This window comes from Streptomyces synnematoformans (assembly GCF_039531005.1).
GTDB classification, from domain to species: Bacteria; Actinomycetota; Actinomycetes; order Streptomycetales; family Streptomycetaceae; genus Streptomyces; species Streptomyces synnematoformans.
On sequence record NZ_BAAAPF010000172.1, the window covers coordinates 1 to 15,408 of the forward strand.

A 15,408-nucleotide genomic window follows, 5' to 3' on the forward strand; every position below is an offset into this window, starting at 1 on the left:
CCCAGCAGCGGATGCTCCCCCGCCCCCACCTCGTACCGGATCCCCAACCCGCTGACGACCCCGGCGACGTGCTCCGCGGCGTCGGCGTGCGTGAGCAGTTCGCCGAACACGGCGCGCACCGGGTCCATCCCGGCGTCGCCGAGGTAGAGCAGGGAGGCGGCCTGCGCGTTGCGTACCAACTGCTCGCCGGCCGGGTGCCGTTCCGCGTGGTACGTGTCCAGCAGCGTGTCCGGCGCCAGCCCCTTCAGAACCAGCCCCAGCTTCCAGCCGAGGTTCACCGCGTCCTGCAGCCCGGCGCTCAGCCCCCACGCCGCCAGCGGCGGCACGTCGTGCGCGGCGTCGCCGGCCAGGAACACCCGACCGCTGCGGTACCGGTCGGCCAGCGCGACCGAGTTGCCGCGGGCCCAGAGCCAGTCGGCGCGCGCGTCGTCGATGGACTCGCCGGTCAGCCGCTGCCAGGCGGCGGCGACCTCGGCGAAGGTGAGCGCGGCGGGGTCGGGCTCCTTCGGCAGGCTGGGGTCGTGGATGACGATGCGCAGGCGGCCGTCGCCGAGCGGCGTGCAGACCACCATGCGGCCGCCGGGGAGGCGTTCGCCGATCGGGCGGGGGCGCAGCGGGACCCCGGCGATCTCCGCGGTGTACATGCCGCGGGTGGCCGCCCGGCCGGGGGCGCCGATGCCGGCGAGCCGGCGGACGGTGCTCCGCGGGCCGTCGCAGCCGACGAGGTACGCGGCGGTGTCCTCGCTCGGGCCCTCGGGCCCGGCGAGGGACACCGCCACGCCGTCCGGCGCCTCGCGGAGGCCCGTCACCTCGTATCCGCGGCGCACCGGCACGCCGAGGCCCGCCAGCCAGCCGGCGAGCATCTCCTCGGTTCTGGCCTGGGACAGGCCGAGCACCCCGCTCTGGTCCTCGGCCAGCATCCCGAGGTCGAACCGGACGCCGCCGAAGTGCCCCATCGGGCCCCAGCGGAACTCGCCGAGGCCGGGCAGGAGCCCGCGCTGGTCGAGGGATTCCGCGGCCCGCCTGTTGAATCCGAGCGCGCGCGATTCCCCGGTCGGGGCGGTCAGCCGCTCGTACACGGTGACGTCCGCCCCGGCCAGTCGGAGTTCGCCGGCCAGCATCAACCCGACGGGACCGGCACCGACGACAATGACGCCAGTTGTCATTTTCCGACCCTCCTCGCAAGTGGTGGCAAGAATCGCCGCCGCAAAACTAGTCAGCGGGTGTCGTTCGAGGCGAGTTTGCCGCCGCGGGGACGCGGCCGGAAAAGGCCGCTGTTCGACCGCGTATTCCGCCCGGTTGAACGCCGGGCGGAATACGCGGGCCGTATGCGGCCGGGCCGGGTGCGCTAGGGCGCCGGGTCGGGCAGGGGGGCGGGGGCGCAGGAGGCGTCCGCGCCCTGTGCGGACGGCGGCCTGGTGCCGTCCCGGAGGTAGTCGCTGACGTACGCGTTCATGCACCCGTTGTTGTTCGCCATGAGGGCGACCTCGTGGTTGAAGCCGTCGCGCTCCAGGACGAGCCGGGAGTTCGGGAACCGCTCGTGCATGTCGTACGCGCCGCCGACGGGTGTCGCGGCGACGTTCTCCGCGTGCGTCAGCAGCACGTTCACGTCGTCGTCGCCGACCTGCGGCGGTGCGGACGCGGAGACGGGCCAGAACGCGCAGGGCGCGTTGTACCAGGCGACGTACCAGGTCATGTAGGTGTTGCCCCGGCGGTACTGGCGGTGGTGGTCGGCGCTCCAGCGCTTCCAGTGGCGCGGCCACGGCGCGTCGCCGCACTGGATGGCGCTGTACATCGCCTGCTTGTTGTGGCCCGGGAAGTCCGGGGCGCGGAAGTGGGCCAGCAGGCCCGCCGGGTCGCCGCGGACCACCCAGTCGGAGAGCGCGGCGGCGTGGCGGGCCCAGTTGGAGCTGCGGTAGAGGTCGATGAGGAAGATGTCGGTGTACTCGGACGGGCCGAGGTCGCCGTTGACCGGGGCCGCGCGGAGCCGGTCCCTTCCGCGGTAGTAGTTCTCCTCCACCGCGTCGGCGGTCGCGCCGAGGCCGTACACATCGTCGTGCGCGGCGATCCAGCCGAAGAAGGTCCGCGCGCTCGCCTCGTACGTCTCCGTCTGCTCCAGGCCGCCCTCGTACCAGCCGCCGCTGGGCCGTACCACGGTGTCGAGCACCATGCGGCGCACGCGGTCGGGGTACATGGTGGCGTAGACGGAGCCGAGGTACGTGCCGTAGTCGTAGCCCAGGTAGTTGATCTGCTCCTGGCCGAGCGCCCTGCGCATCAGGTCCAGGTCGCGGGCGGTGGCGCGGGTGGTGAGATGCGGCAGCTCCGCGCGGTACTTGCGGCCGCAGCTGCGGGCGTAGGCGCGGGCGCGCCTGACCCACGCGCGCTCGTCCGCGACGGTGCGCGGCACGTAGTCGGCCTTGGCGTGGCCGGGCCACACGTAGGCGGGGTCGCAGGTGACCGCGGGCTCGCTGGCGCCGACGCCGCGCGGGTCGAAGCCGATCCAGTCGTAGGCGGCGCCGACGTCGGCGGGCAGCCCGGTGGTGCCCTTGGCGAAGCGGGTGGGCAGGTCGCGGCCGAACTGGCCGGGCCACTGGCCGCGGTTGAGCAGGACGACACCCTGGTAGTCCGCGGCGGGCGCGGTGTGCCGGGCGCGGGTCAGCGCGAGGGTGATCTGCCGGCCGTCGGGCCGGGCGTGGTCGAGGGGGACCCGGAGGGAGCCGCATTCCAGCCCCTTGAGCCGGTCCCCGATGACGGGGTCGTCCTCCGGGCACGGCGACCACGCAATGCCGCCGGCTGACGGGTCCGCCGATCCCGCCGGCGCCTCGGCCGCCGGTGCACGTGCGGGTAACGCCACCAGTGAACCGGCCAGGACGGTCGCGGCCGCCGCCGCTATGGATATGCGCTTCTTCGTCACGAAACCCCCGCTCTCGATGAAGGGACACCCCACATGAGCCCGATTCCGGGCGCGGTGCGTGGGGAGGTGGCGGGAAGAGTATCCACGGGGGTGCGGCGGCGGGAAGCCCGCGAACGCTGAACAGAAAAGGAGAAACCCCGGGGCTCGGTGGCCGAGCCCCGGGGCGGTCAATTACCGGTGGTGCCCGTGGGATTGCGGGGATTGGGGAGAATGAAGGGGCGGACGCGGGGAGCGCCGGCCCGACCGGTCAGCGGTCCCGCAGCTCCGCGATGATCTTCTCCACCCGCCGCTGCCGGGTCTCGGGCTTCTTCGCCCCCTCGACGGTGATCACGTACTGCCGCTTGCGCCCCGGGGGCAGCTTGTCGTACGCGATCCGGGCCTCCGGGTCGGCGTCGAGGGCGCTGATCAGCTCCTCGGGCTCGACCACCTCGCGCGGCTCGGTGTCCAGCTCCAGGCCGACCTCGACCTCGTCCCCGGTCTCCACCCCCGCGGCCTGCCGGTTGGCCTTGCTCAGGCCGATGAGGTAGCGGCCCCGCATGATGGCGACGCGGCTGCGCCACACGTGCCCGTTCAGCGTGATCGTCACCGCGGGCCGCTTGCCGCCGCCGAGCGACTCCACGACCTCGGGCGGGATCTCCAGCCCCTTCATCGGCTCCGGGGGCTCGACCCTGGACTGAAACTTCATCGTCGCCTCCTGCGGCGTCTGCTTCTGCGTCTGCGTCCACCATCCTGGCCGCGGAGGGCGCCGCGGGTCGGCAGAATCGCCCGCCGGGCCGGTTACGGGCAGGCTCCGGGCGGCTGCGGCGGGGCCTCGTCCGGGTGCAGGGCGTCGAGGATGAGGGTGAGGCCGAAGGTGAACTCGCCGGCGTAGTCGTAGCCGGGTGTGCGGACGTGCTCGGTGACGAGTTCGGCGAGGTGCGGGTACGCGCCGGCGGGCATCTCGCGCAGGAAGGCGTCCGCGGCCTCGTCCAGCTCCGCCGGGCCGCTGAACGGAAGGCTCGACTCCTGGATCACGAAGCCGTACAGGTAGCTGTCGATCAGCGAGACGGCGTGCGCGGCCATCGGGACGGAGAACCCTCCGGCGCGCAGCGCGCCGACGACGGCGTCGTGGTGGCGCAGGGTCGCCGGGCCGGGGCGGGCGCGGGAGTCCAGCAGGGCGACGGCCCACGGGTGGCGCCGGAGGGCGGCACGCGCGGAGTCCGCGCGGTGGCGCATGGCGCTCTTCCAGTCGGTGTCGCGCGGCGGCAGGTCGATCTCGCCGAAGACCACGTCCACCATGCCGTCGAGGATGTCCTCCCGGCCCGCGACGTGGTGGTAGAGCGACATCGCCTCGACGCCCAGCCGTTCGGCGATGACCCGCATGCTGAGCGCGGCCGAGCCCTTCTCGTCCGCGACCGCCACCGCCGTGCGGATCACGCGCTCGCGGCTGAGCGGGGTGCGCGCCGGCGCTCCGCGCCGGCCCCTACCTCTCTCCGGCATCGGCTCCGCCGCCCCTCTTGCCGCTGCGTGTCGCTTCCTTTGACTCCCTTATAGTGTAAGGCTAGCATGTCCCGCCTGATCCGCACCCTCGGCGCGGCCACGCAGAGCCATGCCCCCTACGCGCCCCCGCCCTCGCGTAGGGCCACTCGCGGCGTGCGGGCCAGTGCGAGAATGCTGAGCGCCGCCAGCAGGGCGGCCGTACCCATCGCCAGCCGCATCCCGGTGAGGGTGTAGCCGGGCAGCGCCCACAGGGTGGTCGCCAGCGCCGGGCCGAAGGCGGTGCCGATCTGGCGGACCAGACTGGTCGACGCCCCGGTCGTGCCCAGCAGGTGCCGCGGCGAGTTGTTCATGGCCATCATCTGGTTCGGACCGGCGAGCAGGCCGGCGCCCACCCCGACGACGGCCAGCCGCCAGATCAGGTCGGCCATGCCCCATCCCGGTGCCAACGGGACCATCAGGCTCACCCCCAGCGTGACCACCACGGCTCCCACGCCGGTCACCCGGCGCGGGGTGAACCGGTCCGCGAGCGCACCGCCGATCAGGCCGAAGGCCATCGTGGCGAGCGGGAACGCCAGCATCGTCAGTCCCACCTCGGCCGGCGTCGCGCCGGCGGAACGCTGGAGATGGAACGGAACGAGGAACGCGATGACCATGACCGCGGTCATCTCCGTCACGAGCACCAGGTGCGGGCCCGGCATGCCCGGAGAGCGCAGCAGCTCCCGCACCGCGCCGCTGCTGGGGTGCCGGTACCAGAGCAGGACGAACGGGAGCGCCAGCGGTGCCAGCAGCAGCCAGCCCGGTCCGTACTCGGCGGTGAAGGTCAGCGACAGCATCATCGCGACCACGGCCATCGCCAGGAGCGCGATCTCCGCCAGGAAACCCCTGCCGGGCACGCGCAGCGCCGAGCCGGACGGCAACTGCGTGAGACCGATCGCGATCACGACCAGCCCGACGGGCACGTTCAGATAGAAGATCCACTGCCAGCCGGCATGCTCGACGAGGAGCCCGCCGAGGACCGGCCCGCTCACGCCGCCCAGCGGTCCGAGCGTCATCACGATCCCCATGGCGCGCCCACGCTGATCCGGCCGCGTCGCCACCGTGGTCAGCACCGGGATCAGCGCGAACAGCACCGCGGCGAACGCCCCTTGAAGCACCCGCGCCGCGATCAGCAGGCCGACGCCCGGCGCCAGGCCCACCGCCATGCTGGCGAGGACGAATCCGGACACGGCGAAGACCAGCGCGTTCCGGTGCCCCGCGCCGTCCAGCCACCTCCCGCTCGGCAGCGACAGGGCGATCATCGGAAGGACGTAGCCCAGCACGATCCACTGCGTCAGACTGGTGCCGATGCCGAGTTCGGTCTCGATCTCCGGTAGCGCCACGTTGACCACCGTGGTGTCCAGCTGCGCCATGAACACCGCCACGCCGGTGGCCGCCACGACGAGCCAGTTGGTCCGCCGCGGCGCCGGCGCGCCGGGCCTCGCCGACTGAGCTGTCGTCATCACGACGCGTCCGCCGCCGCTCCGCCCAGCTCCGTGGCGAACCCCGCGCGCCACGAGGGGTACCGCGGCTTCCAGTCCAGCGTGGCCTTGGCCCGCGTGTTGTCCGCTCCGCGCAGTCGGGACATGAAGGCCACGCCCCACGGGCCGACCGCGAACCGGGCGAGGAAGACGGGCACGCGCTTGGGCTCGGGGGCGCCGACGAGGTGCGCCAGGAAGGGAAGCCATTCGCTCATCGGGGCCGGCTCGTCGTCGACCACGTTCAGCACCCCGGTCTGGTCACCGGCCAGGGCCGCGACGACGGCCGTCGCCACGTCGTAGGTGTGCGAGAACGAGAACGTCGCCGTGCCGCCGCCCACCAACGGCAGCCTGCCTGCCCTCACCTGGCGGACGAACGCCCCGTCGGGCGCGTAGAGGGTGCCCGGTCCGTAGAGATGGCCGAGCCGCAGCACCAGACCGCCGGCGTCCCGGGTGGTCCGCTCCAGCTCCTGAAGGGCGGCCAGGACGGGGGCGAACTGCCCCGGTGGTCGGCGCCACAACGGCGCGTCCTCGTCGGCGGGGCCGGCGCCTTCCGGGTCGTACACGTAGGCGAGCCCCTGTGCGATCACCCGCTTGACCCCGCCGGCCGCGGCGAGCAGGTTGCGGGTGCCTTCGGTGCGCAGCCGGTTGGTCAAGGCGAACTGCTCGGCGAGCCGCTTCGGATCGATCTCCGGCGGAATCGCGGTCAGCATGTTCACCACCGCGTCCGGGGCCGCCTCGTCGACCGCACGTGCCACCGAAGCACGGTCCAGAGCGTCCCCTACGACGATCCGCATACCCGCCGGGCCGGTGTCGGCGCCGGGAGCGGTCCGCGACAGGCCGACCACGTCGTGCCCGGCGGCGACGAGGGCGGGAAGCAGCTGGCGGCCGATCACCCCGGTGGCTCCCGCAACCAGAACGCGCATCATTCCTCCAAGCGAGCGGCAGAACGGACAGGTCGCTCACGCTCGCAGCGCGTTCCGGCCGCCACCAGTGCCGGACGCACCGACCGGCCCCGGGGGATGCACCGTCCGGACGTGCGATCCGCACACCGGGCGGGCGCGCGCGAGCGCGGCGGCACCAGTGGCCCGTCGGAGTGTCGCTAGATCCAGCCCGCTTGGGTGGCGATCCGGATGGCGTCCACCCGGTTCCGTGCGCCCAGCTTGGTCACGGCCGTGGCGAGGTAGTTCCGTGCCGTGCCGTACGTGAGGTGGAGCCGCGCCGCCGTCTCGCGCGGGTTCAAGCCCTCCGAGGTCAGCCTGAGCACGTCGGCCTCGCGTTCGGTCAGCGGGCTGTCGGCCACGTCCAACGCGGCGAACGCGAGCTGCGGGTCGATCACCTGGCCGCCGGCCGCGATGGTCCGGATCGCCGCCACCAGCTCCTGGGGCCGGGAGTCCTTCAGCATGAAGCCCGCCACCTTCGCCCTGGCGCTGCGGCGGAGGTTGCCGGGCCGGCCGACTCCGGTGAGGATCAGCGTCCGGCAGTCCGGGAGCACGTCACGCAACTCGGCCGCGGCGTCCAGGCCGTCGCGCTCCGGCAGCTCGATGTCGATCACGGCGACGTCGGGCCGCACCCGCACGGCCGCCGGCACGATCGCGTCGCCGGTCTCGACCGACGCGACCACCTCGATGTCGTCCTCGTAGCCGATCAGGTCGACCAGGGCCTCGCGGAGCAGGCGGACGTCCTCGGCCACCAGGACCCGAATCACCACACGCCCCCTCGTCACCTGCCTGAGTACGGTGACGTCACCCTACGTCGCCCCTGCGCGAACCGCCCCCGGGCCGCCGTGCAATGTGCACGACCCACCGTGCGGCACGGGCAGCGTCGAGGACAGGGCGAGCCTCATCTGTACGCGGCGGCGGCGATGAGCCGACGGCGTCGCCGGGACCGGGCTGCGGCCGATTCCGGCCTATAGTGAGGCAAGGGTGGCAGGCGTGGTCACGGCGGTCGCCGCACGCCCACGCAGCGCGACGGCGGCCGGGCCCGAGCCGGGGCCAAGCCGGAACGGGGGGCGTCTGGTGATGCTGCAACCGCGGTTCGCCGGGCTGTTCGCGTTCGCAGCCACCTTCCTTCTCTTCACGATCCGGATCCTCTGGCACCTGCAGTCGCTCGCCTTTCACACGAAGTGGTCTGCCGGCCTGGTCGGATTCTGCATCGCGATGGAAGTCGTTCTCGCCGCGGCCCTGGTGTTGCTCGTCACGGGGCGGGGGCAGCCGGTGCTGCTGCTGTGCATCCAGGCGGGTGCGGTGTTCGCGCCCTACCTGGTGGTCGGCCAGGGCTGGGGGCTGGCCGGAACGGCGCTGTGTGCGAGCGTCCTGCTGGCGGCTCCGTTGCGCGCCTCATGGGTCCTGTTCGCGGTCGTCGCGGTCGGCGACGCCGTCCTGGCCGGGTACTTCCATCCGTCCGCCCTGATGTTCGCGTACGCCCTCTTCGTCAACGTGGCCAACGGGTTCGCGATCTTCGCGATCGTCCGGCTCGCTCAGCTCGTACGGCAGACGCACGAGGACGGGCAGCGGCTGGCCGACGTCGAGGTCGAGGCGGAGCGGTTGCGTGCGGCTGACCGTCTCAGCACCGATGTGGGCACCCAGCTGTCAACCCTCGTCGGGCAGACCCGTGACGCGCTCGCGTCGCCGACGGTCGATCACGGCCGCCTCACGGTGCTCGGCGGACTCGCCCACCGGGCAGCCGCCGATGCCCGAGCGATCGCCGACATCCACCGCAGCCCCCGCCCGGTCGGCCCGGCACCCAGGCGGCAGCCGCCCGTCGGCGTCGAGCTGCGGTTCGCCAGGTGGGCGCACCTGCTGATCGTGGCCGACTTCCTCGCCACCTCCGTCATCAACATGCTCTGGGACGGGAGCGCCTTTGAGTTCACGGCCGCGCACATCGTCATCCTCCTGGCGGCGGCACTGCAGCTCCATATCGGCTCTCCCCGCGAGGGCGGGGGCGCGCCGCGCTGGTGGCGGCTCGCCCTGGCCACGCAGGTCGGCCTGGTCGTCGGCATGACGCTGTTCCCCGCCCCCCGCGACGAAATCTCCATGTTCCTGCTGCTCGCCGGCGGCACCGCGGCCGTCCGGATGCGACCGCCATGGTCGTGGGCCACGCCCGCGGCGATCGCCGTCGCCTGCTTCGCGTACTCCCAGCACCACGAAGGGGTCTGGACGGGGGGCTACACCGCGGCAAGTGCCCTGTACTGGGCCGCCGTCATCTACGCGCTGCACAACCTGCCCGAGATCACCCGCCGGCTGCACGCCACCCGCGACGAACTCACCCGGGTCGCCGTCATCACCGAACGCCTCCGGCTCGCCCGCGACATCCACGACCTGCTCGGCTTCCACCTCTCCGCCATCAAACTCAAGATCGAACTCGCCCTCCGGGCCCGGGAGACCGATCCAGCCGCCACCCGCGGCCACCTCAAACAGGCACAACACAGCGCGGAGCAGGCGCTCACCGAAGTCCGCACGTTCACCACCGCGGGCGACAGCGTCTCCTGCCGCGACGAACTCTCCGCCGCACGCGCCCTCCTCGAAGCGTGGGGCGCCACTGTCACCGTCAGCAACGACGCCGGGCCGCTCCCTCGCGACGTGGACAACCTGATGGGGATCATCGTGCGCGAAGCGGCGACCAACATCATCCGGCACGCCCGGCCGGAGACCTGTACGTTCGAGATCACGGCTGCTGAGGGGAAGGTACGGGTGCGGGTCGCCAACGATGGCGCGGACCGCCCCCACGTACGGGCAGACCCCTGCCCGGCGGCGGGTCTGGCCAACCTGCGCGCACGGATCGAGACCCTCGGCGGGCACCTCACGGCCGACACCGAGCACGACACGTTCACCCTCACAGCGTCGGTCGCCATCGATCCCGCCCCGGCCCTGCCGATGGCACCGACAGGCCGTGCAAAGTGCACGGCCGACGATGCGGCGGTCACTGTGCGCACAGCCGACCGACTGCCAACGTAGGGGAAATGAGCAGTCACCAGGCCATGCGGGCCGATGCAGAGAACGAGACGGCACGGGGCACCGCCGGGGTCTTCGAACCCACCGCGATCCAGAAGTTCGGTGTCCGGGATGTGCCCGAGTGGGTGCGCGTCGGTGACCACGAGGCGTATGTCGGCTACATCGCGGATGAGGGGGAGGGCTCCAGTCTCGGGTTGGCCTATCTCCGGTTCCGTGCAGGAGTGCGGTTCGACTTCCTGTGGGCGTACGACGAGGTCGCCGTCGTGACCAGGGGAAGTCTGACGGTGCGCGTGGGAGGCGAGGTCAGGACGGCAGGCGTCGGGGAGTCGCTCTACATGCCTGCCGGCGTACGCGGCACCTTCGACATCCGCGAGGACGTGGAGGCGTTCTGCGTGCACTATCCGACCGACGGCAGGGCCGGTCGTGAGTGGCAGGGGCCGGAACGACTACCCGCGGAGGAAGAGATCCGCCCGGTCTCGATCGACGAGGTCTGGAACTGATGCCCGATCCGGCGTCGGCAGGTACGTCATCGGCCCGCGGGCAGCGTGCAAGGACGCCGCCGCCGGAAGGAGCGCACGCCGCATCCGACGTCCCCGTACCGGCCGGACAGCCGGACATACTGGCGGCACGGAGAGTGCCGACGACAGGAGAAGCGACATGACCATGAGGTGGGCCTACCTCTTCGGGCAGCCCCAAGCCGACCCGTCGGCCGACCGGATCGTGATCGAGCGCGCCGGGCAGCGGACGATACTGGTCCCGGTGCCGGACGAGTCCGAAGCCGCGGGCGTCGCGGTCGAACTGGTCGACGAAGGGGTACAGCTCATCGAGCTGTGCGGCGGGTTCACGGTGCAGGACGCGGCGCGGGTGATCGACGCGGTGCGGGGACGGGCAGCGGTCGGCCACGTGACCTTCGGCCTGGAGTCGGTCACCGCCGCCGCCGCGTACAAGGAGCGCTTCGAGGCGCAGTACGACGCAGGTGCGTCGCCCGCCTCCTGATCTGTGGAAAACCGGTGAAGCCCGCGGCGAGCTGCGCACAGCTGTTCCCACAGCCGGGGGTGCTGACGGTGCTGGTGCCCCGGGGTGTGCAGCGGTACGCGTCGGGCACGGCGCCGGCGGTCGTCGGGTGCCGCACCCCCGGCGCCCTCGCCCGCACCGGCGGCGCCCGCAGCCGGAACCTGGCGGCCGGTCGCGGGCGGGAGAGGGCGCCTCCTCGTGGAGCTAGTCGAGGAAGGCGCGCAGGGCCGCGTTGACCTCGTCCGCGTGCGTCCAGAGCAGCCCGTGCGGGGCGCCCTCGATCTCCACGTACTGCGCCTCGGGCAGGCCCCGCCGAAAGCGGCGGGCGGTGGCGTCGATGGGCAGGATCTTGTCCGCCGTGCCGTGCAGGATCAGCGCCGGCTTGCCGCTGGCGCGGACCGCTTCGACGTCGGCGCGGAAGTCCTCGATCCAGGCGGGGACGACCGCGTACGCCGCCACGGGGGCACTCGACACCGCCACGTTCCAGCTCGCGGTGACGACCTCCTGGCTGATCCGGCTGCCGAGGTTCTCCTCCAGGTCGTAGAAGTCCGAGAAGAACTGCGTGTACCAGGCGTACCGGTCGCCCTTCGCCGCTTTCCCGATTCCGTCGAAGACCTCCTGCGGCACGCCCTCGGGGTTGTCGTCGCGGGCGACGAGGAAAGGCTCCAGGGAGGCCAGGAAGGCGAGCTTGGCGACCCTGTCGTGCCCGAACCGCGAGACGTAGCGGGCGAGTTCGCCCGTCCCCATCGAGAAGCCCACCAGGACGGCGTCGCGCAGGTCGAGCGTCTCCAGCACGGTGTTGAGGTCGGCGGCGAAGGTGTCGTAGTCGTAGCCGGAGTGCACCTTCGACGACCTGCCGAAGCCCCGGCGGTCGTAGGTGATGACGCGGTATCCGGCGGCCAGCAGTTCGCGCGTCTGGCGCTCCCAGCTGTGGCCGTTCAGCGGGTATCCGTGGATGAGGACGACGGGCTGACCCGCGCCCTGGTCCTCGTAGTACAGCTCGACCGGCGTGCTGTTCTCGTTTCCTACGGTGATGTATCCCATGGGGTGCTCGTCCTTTCCGAGTGGCTGTGGGCGCCGAGGCCCGGAGGGTCAGATCCTCTGTGTTCCGTGCTCACTTCCCGGCATGCGCGTCCCGCCCGCACACGCGTCCGGCCCGACCATGATCGGAAAGATACTCCCGGGTGCCCCGGCCGGGCGGAGCGGCGCGCAGGCACATTCCCGGCGCCGGTCCGGGGGTGTCACTCACCGCAGGGCCCCGCGTGGTCGCAGTACGGCTGCAGCCGGCTCTGCCCGCAGCCGCACAGCACGGCCCTGGTCTCGGCACGCCGGCCGGCCGGCGTGTCCACCCGCAACGCGCCGCGCACGACCAGCTGGCCGCTGTCGTTGCGCGTGATCCGGGTGGGCTCGTCCGGGGCCTCGGCCGTGCCGTCCGCGAGTTCGTACCGCAGCGCGCCCGAGGGGCAGCGGCGCACCACCTCGGCCAGGCGCCCGGCCTCGGCGCCGTCGGGCCGGATCCACGGGCGCCGGTCCGTGTCGAAGACCTCCGGCAGGCCGTGGACGCATTCGGCGGCGTGCAGGCAGCGCCCGGCCTCGAAGGTCACGGTGATCGACCGGCCCTCGTACGCCTTCTTCCCGCTTCCGCCGCTCATGCCGGCCGCCTCCGCCGCCGGGCGCCCGGCCGGTCAGTCGCTGACATTGCTGCGGGCCTGGTACAGCAGGTCCTGGTACTCGGGGTGCCGGGCGATCCACCCGGCGAAGAACGGGCAGGTGGCCAGCACCCGCAGGTTCTCGGCGCGCGCCTGGTCGAGGGCGGTGCGGGCCAGCGCCGACCCGACTCCCCTGCCCTCGTACTCCGGCGGGACCTCGGTGTGTACGAACGCGATGAGTTCCGCCGTGCGGAGGTACTCCGCGACGCCCGCGACGTCGGACTCCCCGGCGACCCGGGCCTCGTACCGCCGGGCTTCGGGGACGTCGCTCACTTCCACTGCCATGTGCCCTCCATGCGTCCACTGTGTGGCCTGGCGCCACGCTAACCGGCATTTGGTTGATGGGTCAACTTTCTGCCCACGTCTCACCGATTTGCCTAAAAGTGTTAGGCAGATGCATGATAGCTTTCGGCAGGAGGGAAAGGCGGTAGCGGCGTGGTGCGTGCAGGGCTCAACGCGGAGCGGCTGACGCGGGCAGGTGCGGAGCTGGCCGACGAGGTCGGCTTCGCGCAGGTCACCGTCTCGGCGCTGGCCCGCAGATTCGACGTCAAGGTCGCGAGCCTGTACTCGCACGTGCAGAACTCGCACGACCTCATGACCCGCATCGCGCTGCTCGCCCTTGAGGAGCTGGCCGACCGCGCCGCCGAGGCGCTGGCCGGCCGGGCGGGCAAGGACGCCCTGACCGCGCTGGCCAACGTCTACCGCGACTACGCCCGCGAACACCCCGGCCGCTACGAGGCCGCCCGGTTCCCCCTCGACCCGCAGACGGCCGCCGACAGCGCCGGCGGCCGGCACAGCCGGCTGACCCGCGCCCTGCTACGCGGCTACGACCTGGAGGAACCGGACCGGACCCACGCGGTGCGGCTGCTCGGCAGCGTCTTCCACGGCTACGTGAGCCTGGAGCTGAGCGGCGCGTTCAGCCACAGCGAGCCCGACTCCGACGAGTCCTGGGCCCGGACCCTGGACGCGCTCGACGCGCTGCTGCGCGGCTGGCCGCCGGCCGCGTGAGCGACACAGCCGAGGAGACGCTGATGGACACCCCGCACGACACGTACGACCTGATCACCACGCCGCTGACGCCCGCGCTGCTGCGCGGCGCCCTCGACGTCGAGCGCACCGCGCACGGGCTGCTGCCGCACCGGCTGCCCGCCCGGGCCCGCGCCCAGAACACCGACGGGCAGCTGGCGATGGCCGAGTCCCAGCCGGCCGGCGTCCGGCTCGCGCTGCGCACCCGGGCCACCGCCGTCGAGCTGGACACCCTGCCGACCAAGCGGGTCTACGGCGGCCTGCCGCGGCCCGACGGCACGTACGACCTCCTCGTGGACGGCACCCTCGCCGCGCAGGGCACGGTCGCCGGCGGCAGCACGCTCACCGTCGACCTGGCCCGCGGCACCTTCGAGCACGCCGAGGGTCAGCCCGGCACCGTGCGCTTCACCGGCCTCCCCGCCGTCGACAAGGACGTGGAGATCTGGCTGCCGCACAACGAGACCACCGAGCTGGTCGCGCTGCGCACCGACGCCCCCGTCGAGCCCGCCCGCGCGAGCGGGCGCCCGGTGTGGCTGCACCACGGCAGCTCGATCAGCCACGGCTCCGACGCCGCGAGCCCCACGGCCACCTGGCCCGCGCTCGCCGCCTCGCTCGGCGGCGCCGACCTGGTCAACATGGGCTTCGGCGGGGGCGCGCTCCTCGACCCGTTCACCGCGCGCGGCATGCGGGACACCCCGGCCGACCTGGTCAGCGTCAAGATCGGGATCAACGTCGTCAACGGCGATCTGATGCGGATGCGCGCCTTCGGCCCGGCGGTGCACGGCTTCCTCGACACCGTCAGGGAGGGGCACCCCGCCGTGCCGCTGCTCGTCGTCTCGCCGATCCTGTGCCCGATCCACGAAGACACCCCGGGGCCCTGCGCCCCCGACCCGGCCTCGCTCGGCGGCGGGCAGATCCGGTTCATCGCGACCGGCGACCCGGCCGAGACCGCGTACGGGAAGCTGACGCTCCGCACCCTCCGGGACGAGCTGGCCCGCATCGTGGCGCAGCGCGCCGCCGACGACCCACACCTCCACTACCTGGACGGGCGCGAGCTGTACGGCGAGGCGGACTTCGCCGAGCTGCCGCTGCCCGACGCGCTGCATCCCGACGCGGCCGCTCACCGCCGCATCGGCGAGCGCTTCGCCGGGCGGGTCTTCGGGCCGGGCGGTGCGTTCGCACCGTGACACCGGGCCGCCGGGCCGCCGGCGGCCTCGCCGGCCCGGCCCGGCCCGGGCGAGGCGGGATAGATGAGCTGTCAACGATTTCGTTAAACTCCGTCCATGAGCGCAGCGCCCCGTTGGCTGACCCCGGAGCAGAAGGCCGCCTGGGACAGCTTCATCCGCATGCAGGAGAAGCTCATCGGACGGCTCTCCCGCCGGGTCCAGGCCGACTCCGGCATGTCCGCCTCCGACTACATCGTGCTGGTCAGCCTCACCGAGCGCGGCGGCGGGCGGATGCGCTTCCTGGACCTGGCCAAGCTGGTGGAGTGGGAGAAGAGCCGCATGTCCCACCAGGTCGGGCGGATGGCGAAGCGCGGGCTGGTGGCCCGGGAGGAATGCCCCGAGGACGGCCGCGGGGCGTTCGTCGTCGCCACCCCGGCCGGCTACAAGGCGATCGAGGACGCCGCCCCCATGCACGTCGAGCACGTCCGCCGGCTGTTCATCGACGCCCTCACCCAGGAGGAGCTCGACACGCTCGCCCGGATCTCGAACCGGGTCCTCGCCCACATGGCGGAGCAGCCCGACTGACAGTGAGGATGTGGCGTGGTGACGCTGCGGGTGGGTCTGACCCTCCGA

The 15,408-nt window shown here is 72.7% G+C and carries 16 protein-coding genes; 6 read left to right on the top strand and 10 right to left on the bottom strand.

Annotated elements, in window-relative coordinates:
• The 7 genes from ABD317_RS22880 to ABD317_RS22910 all read right to left on the bottom strand — a co-directional run.
• A partial coding sequence (locus tag ABD317_RS22880; RefSeq protein WP_344291805.1) for an FAD-dependent monooxygenase occupies positions 1–1,166 on the bottom strand: 1,166 nt, incomplete at its 3' end.
• Positions 1,167–1,348: 182 nt separating this feature from the next.
• The gene (locus ABD317_RS22885; protein WP_344291806.1) at positions 1,349–2,914 is read right to left on the bottom strand and encodes an alpha/beta fold hydrolase; all 1,566 of its coding nucleotides are present in this window, start codon (positions 2,912–2,914) and stop codon (positions 1,349–1,351) included.
• Between the two features lie 247 nt (positions 2,915–3,161).
• Positions 3,162–3,599 carry a YdeI/OmpD-associated family protein gene (locus ABD317_RS22890; RefSeq protein ID WP_027756891.1) on the bottom strand — a complete coding sequence of 146 codons (438 nt, stop codon included), beginning with the start codon at positions 3,597–3,599 and terminating at the stop codon, positions 3,162–3,164.
• Positions 3,600–3,691: 92 nt separating this feature from the next.
• Positions 3,692–4,393, bottom strand: coding sequence for a TetR/AcrR family transcriptional regulator (locus ABD317_RS22895; RefSeq protein WP_344291807.1), 702 nt, complete (start codon positions 4,391–4,393; stop codon positions 3,692–3,694).
• A gap of 116 nt (positions 4,394–4,509) precedes the next feature.
• Positions 4,510–5,892: an MFS transporter gene (locus ABD317_RS22900; protein WP_344291808.1), complete on the bottom strand. Its 1,383-nt coding sequence runs from the start codon at positions 5,890–5,892 to the stop codon at positions 4,510–4,512.
• Positions 5,892–6,833 (bottom strand): NAD-dependent epimerase/dehydratase family protein, encoded by a 942-nt coding sequence (locus tag ABD317_RS22905; RefSeq protein ID WP_344291809.1) that lies wholly within the window; start codon positions 6,831–6,833, stop codon positions 5,892–5,894. The genes ABD317_RS22900 and ABD317_RS22905 overlap by 1 nt, the downstream gene beginning before the upstream one ends.
• 176 nt (positions 6,834–7,009) lie before the next feature.
• On the bottom strand, positions 7,010–7,615 hold the full coding sequence (locus tag ABD317_RS22910) for a response regulator transcription factor (RefSeq protein ID WP_344291816.1): 606 nt from the start codon (positions 7,613–7,615) through the stop codon (positions 7,010–7,012).
• A 313-nt stretch (positions 7,616–7,928) separates the two neighbouring features.
• Between ABD317_RS22910 and ABD317_RS22915 the strand changes: the two genes are divergently transcribed.
• The 3 genes from ABD317_RS22915 (at position 7,929) to ABD317_RS22925 (ending at position 10,856) form a co-directional block, all read left to right on the top strand.
• Positions 7,929–9,863, top strand: a complete 1,935-nt coding sequence (locus ABD317_RS22915; protein WP_344291810.1) for a sensor histidine kinase — start codon at positions 7,929–7,931, stop codon at positions 9,861–9,863.
• A gap of 5 nt (positions 9,864–9,868) precedes the next feature.
• Complete coding sequence (locus ABD317_RS22920) at positions 9,869–10,360, top strand: cupin domain-containing protein (RefSeq protein WP_344291811.1); 492 nt, start codon at positions 9,869–9,871, stop codon at positions 10,358–10,360.
• Between the two features lie 157 nt (positions 10,361–10,517).
• Complete coding sequence (locus ABD317_RS22925) at positions 10,518–10,856, top strand: DUF6506 family protein (RefSeq protein WP_344291812.1); 339 nt, start codon at positions 10,518–10,520, stop codon at positions 10,854–10,856.
• Between the two features lie 222 nt (positions 10,857–11,078).
• Here ABD317_RS22925 and ABD317_RS22930 read toward each other — a convergent pair whose 3' ends face one another.
• The 3 genes from ABD317_RS22930 to ABD317_RS22940 all read right to left on the bottom strand — a co-directional run bounded on the left by ABD317_RS22930 (position 11,079) and on the right by ABD317_RS22940 (position 12,868).
• Entirely contained in the window at positions 11,079–11,918 is an 840-nt protein-coding gene (locus ABD317_RS22930) for an alpha/beta fold hydrolase (RefSeq protein WP_344291813.1), read from the bottom strand.
• 197 nt (positions 11,919–12,115) lie between these two features.
• The gene (locus tag ABD317_RS22935) at positions 12,116–12,526 is read right to left on the bottom strand and encodes a (4Fe-4S)-binding protein (RefSeq protein WP_344291814.1); all 411 of its coding nucleotides are present in this window, start codon (positions 12,524–12,526) and stop codon (positions 12,116–12,118) included.
• Positions 12,527–12,559: 33 nt separating this feature from the next.
• On the bottom strand, positions 12,560–12,868 hold the full coding sequence (locus ABD317_RS22940; protein ID WP_027756908.1) for a GNAT family N-acetyltransferase: 309 nt from the start codon (positions 12,866–12,868) through the stop codon (positions 12,560–12,562).
• A gap of 150 nt (positions 12,869–13,018) precedes the next feature.
• Between ABD317_RS22940 and ABD317_RS22945 the strand changes: the two genes are divergently transcribed.
• From ABD317_RS22945 to ABD317_RS22955, 3 genes are all read left to right on the top strand, one after another.
• Entirely contained in the window at positions 13,019–13,591 is a 573-nt protein-coding gene (locus tag ABD317_RS22945; RefSeq protein ID WP_344291815.1) for a TetR/AcrR family transcriptional regulator, read from the top strand.
• Positions 13,592–13,614: 23 nt separating this feature from the next.
• Positions 13,615–14,796 (top strand): GDSL-type esterase/lipase family protein, encoded by a 1,182-nt coding sequence (locus tag ABD317_RS22950; protein ID WP_344291817.1) that lies wholly within the window; start codon positions 13,615–13,617, stop codon positions 14,794–14,796.
• Positions 14,797–14,892: 96 nt separating this feature from the next.
• Entirely contained in the window at positions 14,893–15,360 is a 468-nt protein-coding gene (locus ABD317_RS22955) for a MarR family transcriptional regulator (RefSeq protein WP_027756905.1), read from the top strand.
• Positions 15,361–15,408 lie beyond the last annotated feature (48 nt).

Bases quoted from the DNA above. Each gene is read 5' to 3' on its own strand.
- ABD317_RS22890 (WP_027756891.1), bottom strand. From the start codon at position 3,599: ATGAAGTTTCAGTCCAGGGTCGAGCCCCCGGAGCCGATGAAGGGGCTG.
- ABD317_RS22895 (WP_344291807.1), bottom strand. From the start codon at position 4,393: ATGCCGGAGAGAGGTAGGGGCCGGCGCGGAGCGCCGGCGCGCACCCCG.
- ABD317_RS22900 (WP_344291808.1), bottom strand. From the start codon at position 5,892: ATGACGACAGCTCAGTCGGCGAGGCCCGGCGCGCCGGCGCCGCGGCGG.
- ABD317_RS22905 (WP_344291809.1), bottom strand. From the start codon at position 6,833: ATGCGCGTTCTGGTTGCGGGAGCCACCGGGGTGATCGGCCGCCAGCTG.
- ABD317_RS22915 (WP_344291810.1), top strand. From the start codon at position 7,929: ATGCTGCAACCGCGGTTCGCCGGGCTGTTCGCGTTCGCAGCCACCTTC.
- ABD317_RS22920 (WP_344291811.1), top strand. From the start codon at position 9,869: ATGAGCAGTCACCAGGCCATGCGGGCCGATGCAGAGAACGAGACGGCA.
- ABD317_RS22925 (WP_344291812.1), top strand. From the start codon at position 10,518: ATGACCATGAGGTGGGCCTACCTCTTCGGGCAGCCCCAAGCCGACCCG.
- ABD317_RS22930 (WP_344291813.1), bottom strand. From the start codon at position 11,918: ATGGGATACATCACCGTAGGAAACGAGAACAGCACGCCGGTCGAGCTG.
- ABD317_RS22935 (WP_344291814.1), bottom strand. From the start codon at position 12,526: ATGAGCGGCGGAAGCGGGAAGAAGGCGTACGAGGGCCGGTCGATCACC.
- ABD317_RS22940 (WP_027756908.1), bottom strand. From the start codon at position 12,868: ATGGCAGTGGAAGTGAGCGACGTCCCCGAAGCCCGGCGGTACGAGGCC.
- ABD317_RS22950 (WP_344291817.1), top strand. From the start codon at position 13,615: ATGGACACCCCGCACGACACGTACGACCTGATCACCACGCCGCTGACG.
- ABD317_RS22955 (WP_027756905.1), top strand. From the start codon at position 14,893: ATGAGCGCAGCGCCCCGTTGGCTGACCCCGGAGCAGAAGGCCGCCTGG.